Source organism: Actinoplanes palleronii (genome assembly GCF_016862315.1).
Taxonomy (GTDB): domain Bacteria; phylum Actinomycetota; class Actinomycetes; order Mycobacteriales; family Micromonosporaceae; genus Actinoplanes; species Actinoplanes palleronii.
Genome location: NZ_BOMS01000186.1, coordinates 14,774 through 31,371 on the forward strand (window position 1 = coordinate 14,774; position 16,598 = coordinate 31,371).

At 70.3% G+C, this 16,598-nt stretch carries 17 protein-coding genes; 5 read left to right on the top strand and 12 right to left on the bottom strand.

Translation table 11 applies throughout. The annotated features are described in order from the left end of the window. Positions 1-123: 123 nt before the first annotated feature. Together Apa02nite_RS48885 and Apa02nite_RS48890 are read right to left on the bottom strand one after the other, a co-directional pair. Positions 124-1,077, bottom strand: coding sequence for an aldo/keto reductase (locus Apa02nite_RS48885; protein WP_203831261.1), 954 nt, complete (start codon positions 1,075-1,077; stop codon positions 124-126). 49 nt (positions 1,078-1,126) lie between these two features. Then, positions 1,127-1,327 (bottom strand): hypothetical protein, encoded by a 201-nt coding sequence (locus Apa02nite_RS48890; protein ID WP_067692817.1) that lies wholly within the window; start codon positions 1,325-1,327, stop codon positions 1,127-1,129. Between the two features lie 98 nt (positions 1,328-1,425). Here Apa02nite_RS48890 and Apa02nite_RS48895 point away from each other — a divergent pair, with 98 nt between their 5' ends. After that, positions 1,426-2,883 (top strand): GGDEF domain-containing protein, encoded by a 1,458-nt coding sequence (locus Apa02nite_RS48895; protein WP_203831262.1) that lies wholly within the window; start codon positions 1,426-1,428, stop codon positions 2,881-2,883. Here Apa02nite_RS48895 and Apa02nite_RS48900 read toward each other — a convergent pair. The 9 genes from Apa02nite_RS48900 to Apa02nite_RS48940 all read right to left on the bottom strand — a co-directional run bounded on the left by Apa02nite_RS48900 (position 2,880) and on the right by Apa02nite_RS48940 (position 13,172). Continuing rightward, on the bottom strand, positions 2,880-3,704 hold the full coding sequence (locus Apa02nite_RS48900) for a class I SAM-dependent methyltransferase (RefSeq protein WP_203831263.1): 825 nt from the start codon (positions 3,702-3,704) through the stop codon (positions 2,880-2,882). The two genes, Apa02nite_RS48895 and Apa02nite_RS48900, sit on opposite strands and share 4 nt — an antisense overlap. Beyond that, complete coding sequence (locus Apa02nite_RS48905; RefSeq protein ID WP_203831264.1) at positions 3,701-5,017, bottom strand: GH1 family beta-glucosidase; 1,317 nt, start codon at positions 5,015-5,017, stop codon at positions 3,701-3,703. Before Apa02nite_RS48905 ends, Apa02nite_RS48900 begins: the two co-directional genes overlap by 4 nt. A gap of 76 nt (positions 5,018-5,093) precedes the next feature. Further along, positions 5,094-6,095: an ABC transporter ATP-binding protein gene (locus Apa02nite_RS48910; RefSeq protein WP_067692827.1), complete on the bottom strand. Its 1,002-nt coding sequence runs from the start codon at positions 6,093-6,095 to the stop codon at positions 5,094-5,096. Continuing rightward, positions 6,092-7,150 (bottom strand): ABC transporter permease, encoded by a 1,059-nt coding sequence (locus Apa02nite_RS48915; protein ID WP_203831265.1) that lies wholly within the window; start codon positions 7,148-7,150, stop codon positions 6,092-6,094. The genes Apa02nite_RS48910 and Apa02nite_RS48915 overlap by 4 nt, the downstream gene beginning before the upstream one ends. 44 nt (positions 7,151-7,194) lie before the next feature. Further along, positions 7,195-8,175, bottom strand: a complete 981-nt coding sequence (locus tag Apa02nite_RS48920; RefSeq protein WP_067692835.1) for an ABC transporter permease — start codon at positions 8,173-8,175, stop codon at positions 7,195-7,197. Next, on the bottom strand, positions 8,172-9,236 hold the full coding sequence (locus Apa02nite_RS48925) for an ABC transporter ATP-binding protein (protein ID WP_203831266.1): 1,065 nt from the start codon (positions 9,234-9,236) through the stop codon (positions 8,172-8,174). The genes Apa02nite_RS48920 and Apa02nite_RS48925 overlap by 4 nt, the downstream gene beginning before the upstream one ends. A 70-nt stretch (positions 9,237-9,306) precedes the next feature. Further along, the gene (locus Apa02nite_RS48930) at positions 9,307-10,992 is read right to left on the bottom strand and encodes an ABC transporter substrate-binding protein (RefSeq protein ID WP_203831267.1); all 1,686 of its coding nucleotides are present in this window, start codon (positions 10,990-10,992) and stop codon (positions 9,307-9,309) included. A gap of 164 nt (positions 10,993-11,156) precedes the next feature. Beyond that, complete coding sequence (locus Apa02nite_RS48935) at positions 11,157-12,161, bottom strand: LacI family DNA-binding transcriptional regulator (RefSeq protein WP_067692846.1); 1,005 nt, start codon at positions 12,159-12,161, stop codon at positions 11,157-11,159. A gap of 156 nt (positions 12,162-12,317) precedes the next feature. Continuing rightward, positions 12,318-13,172: an NAD-dependent protein deacetylase gene (locus Apa02nite_RS48940; protein WP_203831268.1), complete on the bottom strand. Its 855-nt coding sequence runs from the start codon at positions 13,170-13,172 to the stop codon at positions 12,318-12,320. 95 nt (positions 13,173-13,267) lie between these two features. On the opposite strand from Apa02nite_RS48940, the gene Apa02nite_RS48945 reads away from it, so the two are divergent. The 3 genes from Apa02nite_RS48945 to Apa02nite_RS48955 all read left to right on the top strand — a co-directional run bounded on the left by Apa02nite_RS48945 (position 13,268) and on the right by Apa02nite_RS48955 (position 15,491). Then, positions 13,268-13,585, top strand: a complete 318-nt coding sequence (locus tag Apa02nite_RS48945) for a hypothetical protein (RefSeq protein ID WP_203831269.1) — start codon at positions 13,268-13,270, stop codon at positions 13,583-13,585. A 72-nt stretch (positions 13,586-13,657) separates the two neighbouring features. Continuing rightward, complete coding sequence (locus Apa02nite_RS48950; RefSeq protein ID WP_203831270.1) at positions 13,658-14,353, top strand: hypothetical protein; 696 nt, start codon at positions 13,658-13,660, stop codon at positions 14,351-14,353. A gap of 88 nt (positions 14,354-14,441) precedes the next feature. Next, entirely contained in the window at positions 14,442-15,491 is a 1,050-nt protein-coding gene (locus Apa02nite_RS48955; protein WP_203831271.1) for an App1 family protein phosphatidate phosphatase, read from the top strand. A gap of 4 nt (positions 15,492-15,495) precedes the next feature. Here the strand turns inward: Apa02nite_RS48955 and Apa02nite_RS48960 are convergent, their stop codons facing one another. Continuing rightward, positions 15,496-15,678, bottom strand: coding sequence for a hypothetical protein (locus tag Apa02nite_RS48960; protein WP_203831272.1), 183 nt, complete (start codon positions 15,676-15,678; stop codon positions 15,496-15,498). 18 nt (positions 15,679-15,696) lie between these two features. Here Apa02nite_RS48960 and Apa02nite_RS48965 point away from each other — a divergent pair, with 18 nt between their 5' ends. Beyond that, a complete protein-coding gene (locus tag Apa02nite_RS48965; protein ID WP_203831273.1) occupies positions 15,697-16,347 on the top strand; it encodes a hypothetical protein in 651 nt (216 codons plus the stop codon). The last annotated feature ends 251 nt before the right edge of the window (positions 16,348-16,598 follow it).

The following is a 16,598-nucleotide window of genomic DNA, read 5'->3' on the forward strand; positions in this document are numbered from 1 at the left end:
TTGTAACGGCCGTCGCGTGGGGAGTTGTGGTGCGGAGCGCGCCGAAAGTCCCCACGCAAGGGTGGGACGGACCGAGCGTGGGGAGTTGTGGTGCGGAGCGCGCCGAAAGTCGCCACGCAAGGGCTAGGCGGTGGTGCGCAAGGTCGCCAGGGCGTTCATTTCCGCTTCGGGGAGCGGGCCGGCCGCCTCGGCCGCGAGGCACTCGGTCAGCTCGGTGCGGTTCTTCACGCCGAGCACCACTGTGGACACCCCGGGCACGGACAGGGCGTAGCGGTGGGCCAGCACGGCGGGGGCCGTGCCCCACTCGGCGGCCAGCTTCCGGAACGGCTCCGCCCGTACAAAATCGATGGCCGCGGGATGAGCGGCCTCGAGCGTACGATCAAGGCTCGCGGTCAGTGACCCGGCGGCGACCGCGCGGATGCCGACCACCTGGACCCCGTTCTCGTTCGCGGAGCGGACGATGTCGTCGGTCCGCGGCCGGACGCCGGGGAAGAACCAGAGGTCCCCGTTGAAGTCGAGCGGGTTGACCACGATCTGCGCGGCGTCCGGACGCGGGGTGTTCCGCAGTGCGGTGAGCACGCCGTCCGGGTGGCCGACCGCGGTGATGCCCCAGGCCCGGATCAGGCCCTCGTCGCGCAGCCGCTCGAAGGTGGCGGCCGCCTCGAGGTAGCCGTCCGGGCCGATCGAACCGGGGTGCGGCCCCGCCACCCGGATCTGCGTGTGCAGCAGGAAGAGGTCGAGGTGGTCGCGGCCGATCTGGCCGAGGCTGGCGGTGAGGCCGCGGCGGATCCGGGCGGCGAAGTCCCGCTCGGTGTCGTCCTCGAGCGAGACCTTCGACGTGATCATGAGGTCCGGTGCGGAGACGGAGCGGAGGGCCTCGCCGGCCGCCCGCTCCGATTCGTGGTCGGCGCCGTAGGAGGGCGCCAGGTCCAGCATGGTGATGCCGGCGTCGAGGGCGGCATGGATGGTGGCCACCGCCTCCGCGCGTCCGGTCGAGCCCCAGACGCCGGCGATGCCGCCGCCGCCCAGGGTCAGTGCGCTGATCCGGCCGAGTCGTCCGAAGTCCCGTAGTTCCATGGTTCGGACGGTAGGACCTGGAGCGCGCTCCAGCACAAGAGCGGATCGCCTACTTGCTCGGCTCCGGGATGTCGCACTTGATCTTCGGGTTGACGCCGAGCCAGTTCAGCGGGCCCGCGACCACGGTGACGATGACCGTGCCGGCCTCCGCGCAACTCGTGTCGCCGGTGTCCTTGAAATAGCCGCGCTGGGCTGCCGCGACCGCGCCGAGCACGAGCCAGACGATGATGATTACCGCACCGATACGCATCGAGAGCCTCCTTGGGGGTATGCACCGCAGGTACCCGCAACCCGTCGATCTTTAAACGGGATCCCTAAAGAGCGGCCCGGCACGGGCGATGGACCAGCGTGCTCTCGTCGGTGGTGACCCTGATCGGGGACCTTTATCAGTCTCATGCCGGGCTCGCCGAGCGTGCCACGGCGCTGATCGCGAGCGCCGACGCGACCGGCGACCGGCAGAGCGCCGACCTGGCCCGCCTGGTCCTCGCCGAGCTGGACAACCGTGGCGGCCGGGCCCTCGAGGGCGTCGCCACCGCCCGTGACCTGCTCGACGCGAGCGACGACCGGCTGGTGCGGGCACACGCGCACGCGCGCATCGCCGGTGGCGTGTGGCGGATCGGGGACACCGCGACCGGGGTGCGGCACGCGCTCTGGGCGACCCGGATGCTCCGGCCGGAGGACCCGGCGCCGATCCGCGCCGACCACGCGATCATCCTGGCCGTGATGGTGAACGACCAGCGGGTGGGCGGTTTCGAGTCGGCCGAGTTCGCCGCCGCGCAGGCCGAGGCGGAGGCGTCCGGCCGGCCGACGCTGGAGATCGCGAACCTGAACAACTGGGCCTGGTACGCCTACGAGGGCGGCGACCTGGACGCCGCCGCCGTGATGGTCGAGCGGATGCGGGCCCGGGTGGAGTCGTCCGGCCTCGGGCTAAACTGCTCGTGCGCGGACACCGTCGCCCGGGTGCTGCTGGAGACCGGCCGCCCGGAGGAGGCCGAGTCGGTGATCCTGGACGCGATCGAGAACGCTCCGGCCACCGACTCGGACGCGGTGCCGGCCGCGCTGCTGACCCTCGCCGAGATCGAGCGCCGGCAGGGTGACCTGGCCGGCGCGATCCGGACGCTCGACCGGGTCCGGAAGATGGCGGCTGAGAACGACCGGCCGGACGCCGGCGCCGAGGCACTGCGCGGGCTGGCGGCCTGCCACGCCGAGGCCGGGGACTTCGAGGCGGCGTACCGGACCATGTGCGAGTTCCACGAGGCCTGGGAGGTCCTGCGGACGCAGCAGAGCGCGGTCGCGGCCCGGTTCGCGCACGCGCAGTTCTCCGTCGAGCAGGCGCAGGAGATGGCCGAACGGGACCCGCTGACCGGCCTGGGCAACCGGCGCCGCTCCGACGCGGAGCTGGCCGCCGCGGTGCAGGGCACCGGACCGGTCACCGTCGCGCTCGTCGACCTGGATCACTTCAAGCTGGTCAACGACACGTTCTCGCACGCCACCGGCGACGAGGTGCTGCGCCGGGTGGCCCGGCTGCTGACCGCGACGCCGGGATTCGCCGGCCGGCTGGGCGGCGAGGAGTTCGTGCTGATCTTCCGGGCCGGGCTGGACGCCGCGAGCGGGTACTGCTCGGCGCTGCGCGCCGCGATCGAGGGACATGCGTGGGCCGAGGTCGTCGACGGACTCGCGGTGACGGCCAGCATCGGGCTCACCGAGGTCCGGCCCGGCGAGGACCGGGCCGATGCGCTGCTGCGGGCCGACGATTTTCTGTACGCGGCGAAGCGCACCGGCCGGAACCGGGTCGAAGTCGGCTAACCCGCCTTGCGGGCCTGCAACGTGTACGTGTGCGGCAACCGTTCCGGCCGCTGCGCCAGCTGCCACTCGCCGTTGTCCAGTTGCCGCATCCGGCCGGGCAGCGCGTTCCACGGCACGCTCTGGTGCTCGACCAGCCCGGTCAGGGTCAGGCCGGCCCCCAGCACCGCGGTGACGATCTCGCCGAGCCCGTGGTTCCACTCGTGCGTGACGGTGTGGGTGAACTCGTGGTCGGTGGCGACGTACGTCCCCGGCTCGTCGTACACCTGCGGCTCGGCCTGCTCGAAGTACGGCTCGTCCAGCGCGATCACGTCGTCGGTACGGTCGTACTCGCACGTCCACAGCACCGGGTGGCCCTCCCGGATGAACAGCCGCCCGCCCGGCGCCAGCAGCGACGCCACGGTGGCCGCCCAGCGCTTGATGTCGGGCAGCCAGCCGAGCGCGCCGATCCCGGTGAAGACCAGGTCGAACTCGCCGTCCAGGACGTCCCGCGCGGCGTACACGTCACTCTGCACGAACGGGATGTCGGCGCCCGCCCGTGCGGCCAGGTCCCGCGCCTGCTTCAGCGACTCGCCGGAGAAGTCCAGCCCGGTCATCCGGGCGCCGAGGCGGGACAGCGAGAGCGTGTCGGTGCCGATGTGGCACTGCAGGTGCACCCCGCGCAGCCCGGTGATGTCGCCGAGCAGCGGGAGGTCGAAGCGGACCACCCGGCTCAGGTGCTCGGGGTCGGCCACGAAGCGCGACACCTCGTAGCCCTCCGACGCGGCGTGTGCGGGGGCCCGCTCGTCCCAGTTGGCCCGGTTGACGGTCAGATAGTCGCTCACGCGCCGGACTTTATGCGATCACGGAACCACAGCGCACTCTGTTTCGGCGTACGCGTCTGGGTCTCGTAATCGACGGCGACCAGGCCGAACCGGCGGCCGTAACCCTCGGCCCACTCGAAGTTGTCCATCAGTGACCAGGCGAAATATCCGCGCAGGTCGGCGCCCTGTTCCCGGGCCGCGAGAGCCGCCTCGATGTGCGCCGCCAGGTACGCGGTCCGCTCGGCGTCGGCGACGAAGCCATCGGAGGAGGGCTCGTCGTCGTAGACCGCGCCGTTCTCGGTCACTGCCAGCGGCACGCCGTAGTCGTGGTGCAGGCGCAGCAGCAGCGTGGTGAACCGGTCCGCGGTGATCGGCCAGCCCATCGCGGTGGTCGGCACGTCCGGCTTGATCTCCCGGACGATCGGCAGTCCCTGCGCGTCGTGCGTATGGCCCTGCTCGTCGCGGCCGGCGAAGTCCTGTCCGAAGTAGAAGTTGACGCCGAGCACGTCGGGTCGCTGCGCGATGATCGCCAGGTCGCCGTCGAGGATGGGGAGGGTGTGGCCCTGCTGGTGCAGGTCGGCCAGCACGTCGGCGGGGTAGTGGCCGAAAACGATCGGGTCGAGGAAGATCCGGGTGACGTTGCCGTCGGCGCGGCGGGCCGCGGCGATGTCCAGCGGGTCGTCGGTGTGCGGGGTTGCCGTGCCGATGTTGAGCGCAATGCCGACAGAATTGTCCGGTTTCTTCAGGACGGAAGCGGCCAGCCCGTGTCCCAGTAGCAGGTGATGAGTGGCGGCCAGTGCGTCTCTCATGCTGCGGCGGCCGGGCGCGTGCACCCCGTGCTGATACCCGAGATACGCCGCGCACCACGGCTCGTTCAGGGTCTGCCAGTTCTTGACCCGGTCCTGCAGCCGGTCGAAGACCAGCGCGGAGAAGTCCGCGAACCGGTACGCGGTGTCCCGCTCCGGCCAGCCACCGGCGTCCTCCAGCTCCTGCGGCAGGTCCCAGTGGTAGAGCGTGAGCCACGGTGCGATCCCGTTGCCCAGCAGTTCGTCCACGAGACGGTCGTAGAACGCCAGCCCGGCCGGGTTGGCCGGGCCGCGCCCACCGGGCTGCACCCGCGGCCAGGAGACCGAGAACCGGTACGCGTCAACACCCAGGCTCTTGATCAGCTGCACGTCGGCCGGCATCCGGTGGTAGTGGTCGCAGGCCACGTCGCCGTGCTCGCCGACGACCCGGTGACCGAACGTGTCCCAGATGGACGGTGTCCGGCCGTCCTCGGCGGCGGCGCCCTCGATCTGGTAGGCGGAGGTGGCCACACCCCAGGTGAATGTCACTTCTTCTCCCGTTTCAGCTGGAGGTGGACATAGTGAGGGCCGGTCCCGACGGCAGGGGACCGGCCCTCTGCTTCATCTAGCCGACCGGCTCTTTCACTGGGTGCAACCAGCACGCCACCGATCGCGGCGAGTCGTCCGGCCGGGCCAGCACCGGGATGTTCGTCGAGCACGGCTCGAACGCCTTCGGGCAGCGCGGGTGGAACGAGCAGCCGCTCGGCATCCCCTTCAGGTCGGGCGGGGTGCCCGGGATGCCGGTCAGCTCGCGGCGCGGCCCGCGCAGGGACGGGAACGACCCGAGCAGACCCTGCGAGTACGGGTGCAGCGAGTCCTTGTAGATCGCCGCCGCCGCGGCCTCCTCGACGATCCGGCCGCCGTACATGATCGCGATCCGGTTCGAGAACTCGACGAGCAGCGACAGGTCGTGCGTGATGAAGATGACCGAGAAGCCGAGCCGTTCCCGCAGCTCGATCAGCTGACCGAGGATCTGCCGCTGCATCACCACGTCGAGCGCGGTGGTCGGCTCATCCATGATCACGACCTGCGGCTGGAGGATCAGCGCCATGCCGATCATCACGCGCTGGCGCATGCCGCCGGAGAGCTGGTGCGGGTACGCCTCCATCCGGTCGGCCGCGATACCGACCAGCTTGAGCATCTCCCGGGCCCGGGCGTTGCGGGCCGCCTCGGACATCTCCGGGCGGTGCGCCCGGAGCACGTCGGTGAGCTGGGTGGAGATCTTGTGCACCGGGTTGAGCGAGTTCATCGCGCCCTGGAACACGATCGCCGTCTCGGCCCAGCGGAACGCCTGCAGGTGCCGGTCGGAGAGGCCGAGCACGTCGTACGCCTCGCCCTTCTCCGGGTGGTAGATCACCTCGCCGCCGGTGATCACGCCGGGCGGGGCGAGCAGGCGGGTCATCCCGTACGCCAGGGTGGACTTGCCGGAGCCGCTCTCGCCGGCCAGGCCGAGCACCTCCCCGCGGTGCAGGGTGAGGTTGACGTCGCGGACGGCGCGGACCGCCTGGTCGCCCAGGCCGTACTCGACGTTCAGGTTGCGGATCTCCAGAACCGGGGTGCTGCTCACTGGGTGACCTCCTTCCGAATGACGGGCGTCGGGCTGGCGTGGGTGTGTGGCGCTGCCGAGCGGCTGAGCACCGGGGTGAAGCCGATGCGCATCCGTACGGTCCGGCCGTCCACGGTCTTGATCTTCGTCTTGCCGACGCTGCGCAACCGCGGGCTGACGAACTCGTCGATACCGAAGTTGATCAGCGAGAGCGCGGTGCCGAGGATCGCGATCGCCAGACCGGCCGGGATGAACCACCACCAGGCCTCCTGGGCGAGCGCCTGCTGGCCCTGCGCCCAGAACAGGATGGTGCCCCAGTTCCAGGTGGTGCCGGAGGTGACGCCGATGAACGCCAGGGTGATCTCGGAGAGCACCGCGAAGATCACCGTGCCGACGAAGCCGGAGGCGATCACCGCGGTCAGGTTCGGCATCAGCTCGAAGACGATCACCCGCCAGGTCTTCTCGCCGGTGGCCCGGGACGCGTCGACGAAGTCCCGCCGGCGCAGCGACAGCGTCTGCGCGCGCAGCACCCGGGCGTTCCAGGACCACGAGGTGAAGCCGATCACCAGGGCGATCAGCCAGTCCTCGGCGCTCTCCAGAGTGGACGTGATGATGATGATCAGCGGCAGCGCCGGGATGACCAGGAAGACGTTGGAGAGCGCGGACAGGCCCTCGTCGGTCCGGCCGCCCAGGTAGCCGGCGGTCACCCCGATCAGCACCGAGAGCACGGTGGCCACGATCCCGGCGAAGAAGCCGACGAACATCACGCTGCGGGTGCCGCTCAGCAGCTGGCTGAAGACGTCCTGGCCGAGGTGCGTGGTGCCGAGCCAGTGCGCGCCCGACGGGGGCTGGACCAGGTCGTTGCCGCGGGCGTCCGGGTCGTACGGCGCCACCCACGGTCCGATGATCGCGACGACCACGTAGATGCCCAGGATGATCAGGCCGGCCGCGGCCTTCTTGTTGCTGATGAAGCGGAACCGCTGGCGCTTGGCCTTGGTCGGCTTGCCGGCCTCCGGCTGCGCCATCGAGCCCTGGCCAGGGATGACCTGTTCGAGGCTGGAGGTGGGAATGGTCATCGGGCCGCCCTCCGCTCGATGCTGGGGGTGAGAACCGTCATCGCTCAGCCCTCCTTGCGGGTGCGCGGGTCGAGGAGCAGGTAGGCCACGTCCGCGATCAGGTTCGCCACCAGCACCGAGATCGTGATGATCAGGAAGATGCCCTGCATCAGCGGGTAGTCCTGGGCGCCGAGCGCCTGGAAGAGCTGGAAGCCGACGCCCGGGTAGGAGAAGACGATCTCCACGAGCAGGGTGCCACCGACGATGAAGCCGAGCGACAGCGCGAAGCCGGACACGTTCGGCAGCAGCGCGTTGCGGGCCGCGTAGCTCAGGGCCACCCGGCGGTCGGAGAGGCCCTTGGCGTGCGCCACGGTGATGTAGTCCTCGGAGGACACCGTCACCATCATGTTGCGCATGCTGAGGATCCAGCCGCTGACCGAGGAGATCAGGATGGTCAGCGCGGGCAGCAGGCTGTGCTGGATCGCGCTCGGGATGAAGTACTGGTCCCAGGCCGGCACCAGGCCGCTGCCGAAGCCGCCGGACGACGGGAAGAAGCTGTCCGGTCCGGTGAGCAGGTAGATCGCGATGATGCCGAGCCAGAAGTACGGCACCGAGGAGAGGAACGTGGTCACCGGCAGCAGGCCGTCGGCCCACGAGCCGCGGCGCCAGCCGGCCAGCACGCCCAGTCCGGTGCCGAGGAAGAAGCTGATCACGGTGGTGATGCCGACGAGCGTCAGCGTCCACGGCAGGCTGCTGGAAATGATCTCCGAGACCGGGGTCGGGAAGAACGTGAAGGACAGGCCCAGGTCGCCGTGGAACAGCTGGTTCCAGTAGTCGAGGTACTCCTGCCAGACGCTCTTGTCCTTGTCCAGTCCGAACAGGACGTACAGCGACTCGATCGCCTTGCTGCTGAGCTGGCCCTGGAACTTGGTGATCAGCGCCTGCACCGGGTCGCCGGGGACCATCCGCGGGATGAAGAAGTTCAGCGTGATCGCGGCCCACGCGGTGAAGAGGTAGAAGGCCACCCGCTGGAGGAAGTACTTCACTGCTTCACCTCGGCCTTGTCGTCGCTGTCGTAGAGCCAGCAGGCGGCCCAGTGGCCGGGCACGTCGCCGATCTGCAGCGGTACCGGCAGGTCGGTGCGGCACCGCTCCATGGCGACCGGGCAGCGCGGGTGGAACCGGCACCCGGTCGGCGGGTGGATCAGGCTCGGCGGCTCACCGTTCCCGGCGTCCTCGCCTTCGGCTTCGGATCCGCCGATCATCCGGTCCGGGTCCGGCGCCGAGTGGATGAGCAATTTGGTGTACGGGTGAGCCGGCGACTGGGTGACCGTCTCGCTGTCGCCACCCTCGACCAGCCGGCCGGCGTACATGACCATCGTCTGATCCGCGAAATAGCGCGCCGACGCGATGTCGTGGGTGATGTAGAGGATCGCCAGGTCGAGCCGGTCGCGCAGGTCGCGCAGCAGGTTCAGCACGCCGAGCCGGATCGACACGTCCAGCATGGACACCGGCTCGTCGGCGAGCAGGGCCTCGGGGCCCGCGCCGAGCGCCCGGGCGATCGCCACGCGTTGCCGCTGGCCGCCGGAGAGCTCGTGCGGGAACTTGTCCAGGTACCGCTCCGGCGGGGTCAGCTGCACCCGCTCGAGCAGGTCGTCGAGGGCCTGGGCCAGGTCGCTCGCGGTGGTCCCGGCGTTGCCGTGGATCTTCAGCGACCGGGTCAGGTGATAGCGGATGGTGTGCGTCGGGTTCAGCGACGCGAACGGGTCCTGGAAGATCATCTGGACCTGGGAGCAGTACCGGCGGAACGCCGCACCACCCCGGACCTTCGTCGTCTCGCCGTGCAGCTGGATGTCCCCGCCGGTACGCGGGTACAGCTGGGCGAGGAGCCGGGCGATGGTGGACTTGCCCGAACCGGATTCGCCGACCAGGGCCACCACCTGGCCGCGGCGGAGAGTGAGGTCCACATCGTCGACGGCGTGGACCACGTCGTGCCGGTGGGAGAAGAGGTCGCGCAGCTTCCGGCGGACGGGGAAGTGCTTGGTCAGGCCGATCGCCTCAAGCACCACCTCGCCGGCCGGCGCCTTCGCGTCGGGAATCGACGTCATGGCCGGTTTCCTTACAGGCTGGGGAGGGGCACGGGCGCCCCGGAGAAGATCCGGGGCGCCCGCGGGACGATCAGGAAGTGGCGGGCTTGAGGTGCATGATCACGTCGAGCGCACCGGACTGGGTGGGCTGCAGCGGGGCGTACGGGTCGGTCTCCGACGGCCAGCCGATCCAGTTCTTGGTGCTGATCGCGCCACCGACGTTGTCCGAGCCGATCGGCAGCATCGGCGCCTGCTCCACGAAGATCTTCTGGATCGTGGCCAGAGCGGGGATGCGGTCCGCGTCGCTGGTGGCGTTCGCGTACGCCTTGAGCGCGGCGGTCGCCTCCGGGCTCTTGAAGCGGCCGAAGTTGCCCTGCTGGGCCGGGGTGCCGATCGGCTTCATCAGGTCGCCGTCCATCACCGTCTGGTAGATGTCGAACGGCGTCGAGCCACCGTTCGTCCAGCGCATGACGGCGTCGAAGTCGCCCTTCTGCACGTTGGCGTCCCAGACGTTCTGGTTCGGCTTGTCCACCGTGGCCTTGATGCCGATCTCTGCCAGGTTGCTCTTGATGATCTCGAGCGTGGTCTGGTAGTCCGACCACGGCGCCGGGTCGCTCAGCTTCAGGGTGACCGGCTTGCCGGACCTGTCCTTCAGGGTGTCGCCGTCCAGCTTGTAGCCGGCACCGGTGAGCAGGGTCTTGGCCCCCGCGACGTCGACCGAGAGGGTCTTGCCCTTGTAGGCCTCGGTGACGAACGCGTCACCAGCGCCCTCCGGCAGACCCGTGACGCTCTTCAGCTCCGGGTGGAAGTAGCCGGCCTCGGCCTGGTTGAAGATGTCCGCCCGGTTGATGACCATGTTCATGGCGTTGCGCAGCGCCGGGTCGTCGAACGGCTTGCGGGTGGTGTTGATGTAGAGGCCGTGGATGCCCAGCACGCCCGGCGCCCAGACCTTGAAGTGCTCCGGGTCCTTGGCGATGAAGGTCTGCTGGTACGCCGGGATGAAGACGAAGCTCCACTCGGAGGCGCCGGTGGCCAGTGCCGTGGTCTGCGCGTTGTTGTCGGTGTACGACGTGTAGCGCAGCTCCTTGACGGCCGGCTTCTCCTGCCAGTAACCGCTCTCCCGGCGCTCGAGCACGATGCCCTGCTGGCTGAACGTCTTCAGCGTGTACGGGCCGCTGCCGACCGGCTCCTTGATCGGGTCGGTGGCCGGGTCCGCGATCTTCTCCCAGAGGTGCTTCGGCACGATCGGGATCTGGCTGATGATCTTGTGCCACGCGGTGAACTGCGAGCTCTTGAACGTGACGGTGACCTTGTTGCCGGTCACCGTGACCTGGTCGATCGGGATCGCGAAGACGTTCAGCGCGTCCTTCGACTTGATCAGGTTGAACGTGTACGCGACGTCCTCGGCGGTCAGCTTCTGGCCGTCCGACCAGGTGGCGTTGTCGCGGATGGTGACGTCGAGGGCCTTGTAGTCGTCGGCCCACTTGATCTCGCTGGCCAGCCACGGCTTCGCGGGGTCGGCCGGCTTGACGTTGTTCCACATGCCCAGCGGCTCGTAGATGGTCCAGCGGTAACCGAGCGACGCGCCCGCCGAGGTGCCGATGAACGGGTTGTTGTTGTCGGTGACCGTGCCGTTCGGCATGCCGATCGACAGGAAGTCCGCGGCCTTGCTGTTGTCGGCGTTCTTGTTGGCGTTCGGCGAATCACCGCACGCCGCCACGCCGCCGGTGGCGAGCACGCCCGCCAGAGCGACCGCGAACAGCTTCCTTCTCTGCATCGGAAAATCTCCTCGATTACTGAATGTGAGAGGTGGGAGGGGTGCCCGAGGGCGTGCGGCATCGCGTGACCGGCGGCAGCCGGCCCCGAGGTGCGCGGGGGTGCCCGGCCGGCCTGACGGCCGGTCGGAGCGATGTGTGATCTAGGTGCGGACGAGCTGGTGTGTCAGGCCTGGGTCGAGGCGCGCACGGTGAACGTCGCCGGGATGATGGTCTGCCGGTTCGGGACCGGGGTGCCGTCGAAGTGCGCGAGCAGGGTACGGGCCGCGGCCTCGCCCATCTCGCGCATCGGCTGGTGCACCGTACTCAGGGGTGGCTGGTGGTGCGCCGCCATCGGGATGTCGTCGAAACCGACCACCGCGACGTCGTCCGGCACCCGCCGGCCACTGTCCTGGATGGCCTGGACGACGCCGAAGGCGGAGAGGTCGTTGTGGCAGAACACCGCGTCGAATTCGAGGCCGAGGGCGATCGCCTGCTTGACCCCGTCGGCGCCACACGCGACGGTGAAGTCGCCGGTCATCACGTGCGCGTCCGAGATGGGGTGGCCGGCCTCGGCGTAGACCGAGGAGAAGCCGTCGGTCCGCTGCACGGTGCAGCCGAAGCGGGCCGGGCCGGTGATCACGAGCGGCTTGTGGCGCCCGATCGCCAGCAGGTGCCGGGCGGCGTCGGCCGCCCCACTGTGGTTGGTGGTGCCGATGGTCGGGATCTGGCCACCGGACAGCTGATCACGGTCGTCGATCAGCACCATCGGCAGGCCCCGGGAGTGCAACGTGGTGATGTAGTCCAGGGTCCCCTCCGGCTCGATCACCAGCAGGCCGTCGAACGACTTGGCGGCGACCTGCGCACCGAACTGGCGCATCGAGTCGTCGCCCCGGTTGCAGGTGAACAGCAGCAGGCCGTATTCCTCGGCCTCCAGCACGTCCACCGCGCCCTGCAGCACCTCGCCCATCCAGGGCCAGGTGAGTGAGGGCACCAGCATGCCGACCACCCGGGTGCGGCCGCGGGCCAGGTTGACCGCGCGGGCACTGGGGACGTAGCCGAGTTCGTCGATCACTGCGCGGACTCGCGCGGCGGTCGACTCGTCCAGCTCACCCTTGCCGTTGAGCACCCGGGACACGGTCGTCTTGCTGACCTTGGCCCGAGCCGCCACGTCGGCGATGGTGATCGGCACAGCTCCTCCGAGGATTTGTGACCAGCGGGTTGCGCTGGGGTTCGGAACCGGTTTCGGTACCGGTTTCGGCAGTCAACCTCAGTGAGGGCGGTCACGTCAATGTGCCGAGAGATCTATTTAGGTTTCGTTCCGATAACCGGCGCGAGCCGCCTTCGTTTACCCAGCTAACAAACGGTACGTATCGGTCCCCGGGGCAAGATTCGGGAGGACCACCCCGAGCGGGGCATCGATCAACAGGTCCGCGTACGGCTCCCCGCGGGTCACGCCCCGGTTCACGATCGCCACCCGGAGACCCTGCTTCACCGCCCGCAGCACGAACCGCCGCCCGGACATCACGGTCAGCGAGGAGCCCAGGACCAGCAGCGTCCGCGCGCCGGCGACCAGCTCGAAGGCCCGGGACACCCGGTCGGCCGGCACGGTCTCGCCGAAATACACCACGTCCGGTTTGAGGGTCCCGGCGCAGGCCCGGCAATCCACCACCGCGAAGCCGTCCAGCGCGGCGTCGTCCAGCTCCACGTCGCCGTCCGCGTTCATCGCCGACGCGGTCGCGGTGAAGTCCGGGTTCGCCGCGGTCAGCCGCTGCTCCAGCTCGGCCCGCCCGGTCAGGTCACCGCAGTCCAGGCAGGTGACCCGGGCCAGGTTGCCGTGCAGCTCGACCACGCTCCGGGCGCCGGCCGCCTGGTGCAGGCCGTCCACGTTCTGGGTGATCACGCCGTGCAGCAGGCCCTGCTCCTGCCAGCGAGCCACCGCGCGGTGGCCGTCGTTCGGCCGGGCCAGGCCGATGGTGTGCCAGCCGAGGTGGCTGCGCGCCCAGTAGCGGCGCCGGGCCAGCGGATCGCCGGTGAACGTCTGATAGGTCATCGGGGTGTTGCGCCGGGCCGAGCCGGACGGGCCCCGGTAGTCCGGGATGCCGGACTCGGTGGAGAGGCCGGCCCCGCTGAGCACCACCACGCCGCCCTCGCCGAGCCAGCCGTCGAGGCGGGCCACCTGATCCAGCAGTTCGAGGTCCATGACGGTAATGGTCCCTCTCCCGGGTGACCTCCGTCCGGTGGGCGTCATCGGAACGGCCCCGCCGCGTTCACCGGCGTGCCGGTAGGTTGACTGGTGTGACCGCTGAGGCGCAGGAGGCGAACCGTCCGTGGGACGGTCGCCGGCTGCTGCGGTTCCTCACCAGCCTGGCGATGCTGGCCCTGGCCGTCACCCTGCAGCTGCCCGCCGCACCTGTCACGGCGGCCGCACCCGTTCCGGCCGCCGCCACCGCCACCGCCACGGACGCCGTCGAGCGGGAGCAGCCGCGTGCCGTCCCGGCCCCGCCACCCGCGCCGGTCGACGCACTTGTTGTCCCGGCTCCGGTTCCGGCGCCGGTTGTACTGACCGGCATCGTCCCGGTCACCGGCGATCCCCGGGGCCCCCCGACCCGCTGACCCTCCCGGTCCGGACGTGACCTGTCCGCCGTACGTCGGCCTGTCGATTTTTCGCTCTTCTGGGGGTGTTCCGTGGATACCGCATTCCTGAATTCCGTCCCGCAAGCCGTCGGGATCTGGCTGATCATCGTGCTGCTCCTCGCCGTCGCCGCGGCGACCGTGTCGGTGCCACGCCTGCTCACCGAGCCGACCCCGGCGGTGACCGACCGGGAGAAGTACGCCACCGAGGTCGCGCTCGCCGCCGGTCGTGCGGCCGGCACCGCTGCCCGGCGGCGCGCCGAGTGGGAGGCCGCCCAGGTCGCGGTCGACGAGGCCTGGAGCGCGTACGAGAAAGCCGACCAGATCGCCCGGCGGATTGCCGCCGCCGGGGCGTACCCGGTGATGAGCCGCCGCCGCAAGCCCGGCGAGAACGTCGACCGGCAGCGCTACCTGCACCGCGCCGCCAGCGCCCTGTGCCGCAGTCACGACCTCTCCATCGACCAGCTCAACGACGTCTTCGCGCACCGCGGCTGGAATCCGCGGCTGCACCCGATCCAGCAGGAGGCGGTGCTCACCCAGGCGGTCCGGGCCCACCGGCTGGAGGACTACCTCGCCGCGGTGGAGGAAGAGCGGTCGGCCTGGCGTGGCGCCGAGGCCGCCGCCGACGCGCTGAGCAGCCTGCGCGCCGACGCGATGGCCGCACCGCTGCTCGTGGACGTCCCGGAGCCGGTCGACCAGCAGTGGTGGGCCGAGCAATGGACGACGACCGAACTCCCGGCAGCGGCCTGATGTCCATCCTGGAGCGGGTTCACGTTCCGGGGCGGACTGTCGCACCGGCCCGGTAACGTTGCCTGCGCGGCGGGACGGCGAGGAGGAGATGGTGGCGGTGACACCGGCGGAGACGGCCCAGGCAGTGGCCCGGATGCATCGGGCGGCCCTGGTCGAGGACGCCGTGCACGAGGTCATCGAGCGCCGTCTGCGCAACCGGGGCTGGAAGCCGTACATCACGGCCTATACCGGCTACGGCGCGCCCGGCTGGGCCCGGGTGATGGGCCGGGTGCTGCTCTCCCGGCCCCGCCTGGTCCGCAAGCGGCGGGAGAAGGTGCGCGGCTGGCGCAGCTTCACCACCACCCCGGTCAGCGGCGCGGTGGTGCGCATCGAGGTCGGCGGCGTCGTCACCGAGACCCGGACGGACCGTAGTGGGTATGTCGACTGCCGGGTCAAGGGCGACCTCGAGCCGGGCTGGGCCAGCGTCCGGCTCAGCTGTGACGGTGCCACCCCGGTGGACGCGCCGATCCGGGTGATCGACCCGGCCGTCACGGTCGGCCTGATCTCCGACATCGACGACACCGTGATGGTCACCACACTGCCCCGGCCGCTGCTCGCCGCGTGGAACACGTTTGTCCTCGACGAGCACGCCCGCGCCGCGGTGCCCGGCATGGCGGTGCTCTACGAGCGGCTGATCAACGCGAACCCCGGCGCCCCGGTGATCTATCTCTCCACCGGCGCGTGGAACGTCGCTCCCGCGCTCACCCGGTTCCTCAGCCGGCACCTCTACCCGGCCGGCCCGATCCTGCTCACCGACTGGGGCCCGACCCCGGACCGCTGGTTCCGCAGCGGGCAGGAGCACAAGCGCACCTCGCTGCGCCGGCTCGCCGAGGAGTTCCCGTCGGTGAAGTGGCTGCTGGTCGGCGACGACGGCCAGCACGACCAGGAGATCTACTCCGAGTTCGCCCGCGAGCACCCGGAAAATGTCGCGGCCGTGGCGATCCGCCGGCTCTCACCCACCCAGGCGGTGCTGGCCGGTGCGATCCCCGGCCCGACCGAGACTCCGGAGGCGGTGCCGTCCGGCGGCAAGACATGGTTCTCCGCCCCGGACGGCGCCGGCCTCTGGTCCCTTCTGCGCGACACCGACCTCGCCGAATGAGTTCCTACTCGGGCTTCTCCGGCGAGGTCGACGGTGTCGTCGCGGCCTCGGCCACCCGGTCGTGCAACCGCGCCCGGATCTCGTCCGCGGAGTACGCCCGGCGCTTGCGTTCCGCCCGGGCGATCACCGCCCCGGTCGCCGCGACTCCCGCCAGCCCCGCCAGTCCCGCTACCTTCCACCACCGCATCAGCTGAGAATAGACACCGTGGTTGCCGACATCAGCCTCGACGAGGCCATTGAACTGACCCGCACGGGTGACATCTGGATCTTCCGGGGTCGTTCCGGTCCGGATCGAGCCATTCAGACCCTCACCAACAGCCCGGTCAACCATGTCGGGATGTCCTTGGTGATCGAGGACATGCCACCCCTGATGTGGCATGCCGAGTTGGGCCGGTCCCTGCCCGACATGTGGTCCGGGACCTTCCAGCGCGGCGTCCAGCTGCACGATCTCCGCGACGCGGTCACCGTCTGGGCCCGCCGCTACGGCCAGCGCGGCTGGCTCCGCCAACTCGAACCCGGCGTCACCCGGGCCATGGAGGACAAAGCACTCAAAACAGTCGCCCGTCTGGACGGCACCCCGTTCCCGTCCACCTCCCAGCTCGCCATGCGCTGGGTCCGTGGCCGGGTGCCCCAGCTCCGCCCGCCGTGGAAGCCCTCCGAGGCCTCCGACGCGACACTGGAGCGGGCATACTGCGCCGAGGTCGTCGCGGTCACCTACGAGGACATGGGCCTGCTCCCGCACAACCGCAAAGCCAACTGGTACGACCCGGGCCGCTTCTGGTCCGGCGACGAACTCGAGCTCAACGCCGGCTTCACCCTCAGCGACGAGATCGCGGTCCGGGTCCCGGACGCCTGACCCCGGGAGGCCGCCCGGCCCGGGCCCCTCAAGGCCCCCGCGCCCCACCAGGCGGCCTCCCTCAAGGTCTTTCCGGTACGCCCGGCAGCCCACCCGCCCCCAGAGCCCCCCAGCAGCCACGGAGGCCGACCCAGCCTGCTCCCGGGCGCCCTGGGCCCCCAGAGCCAGCCCGGCTGGCCCTGGCGGCCCTTAGGGCCTGTCAGGAATCAACTCGCTGGTTTGATCTCAAGTCCGGCTTTCTGGATGTATGC

Excerpts from the sequence above, each read along its gene's own strand:
- Apa02nite_RS48885 (WP_203831261.1), bottom strand. The coding sequence starts at position 1,077 with ATGGAACTACGGGACTTCGGACGACTCGGCCGGATCAGCGCACTGACC.
- Apa02nite_RS48890 (WP_067692817.1), bottom strand. The coding sequence starts at position 1,327 with ATGCGTATCGGTGCGGTAATCATCATCGTCTGGCTCGTGCTCGGCGCG.
- Apa02nite_RS48915 (WP_203831265.1), bottom strand. The coding sequence starts at position 7,150 with ATGACCATTCCCACCTCCAGCCTCGAACAGGTCATCCCTGGCCAGGGC.
- Apa02nite_RS48925 (WP_203831266.1), bottom strand. The coding sequence starts at position 9,236 with ATGACGTCGATTCCCGACGCGAAGGCGCCGGCCGGCGAGGTGGTGCTT.
- Apa02nite_RS48930 (WP_203831267.1), bottom strand. The coding sequence starts at position 10,992 with ATGCAGAGAAGGAAGCTGTTCGCGGTCGCTCTGGCGGGCGTGCTCGCC.
- Apa02nite_RS48940 (WP_203831268.1), bottom strand. The coding sequence starts at position 13,172 with ATGGACCTCGAACTGCTGGATCAGGTGGCCCGCCTCGACGGCTGGCTC.
- Apa02nite_RS48955 (WP_203831271.1), top strand. The coding sequence starts at position 14,442 with ATGGTGGCGGTGACACCGGCGGAGACGGCCCAGGCAGTGGCCCGGATG.
- Apa02nite_RS48960 (WP_203831272.1), bottom strand. The coding sequence starts at position 15,678 with ATGCGGTGGTGGAAGGTAGCGGGACTGGCGGGGCTGGCGGGAGTCGCG.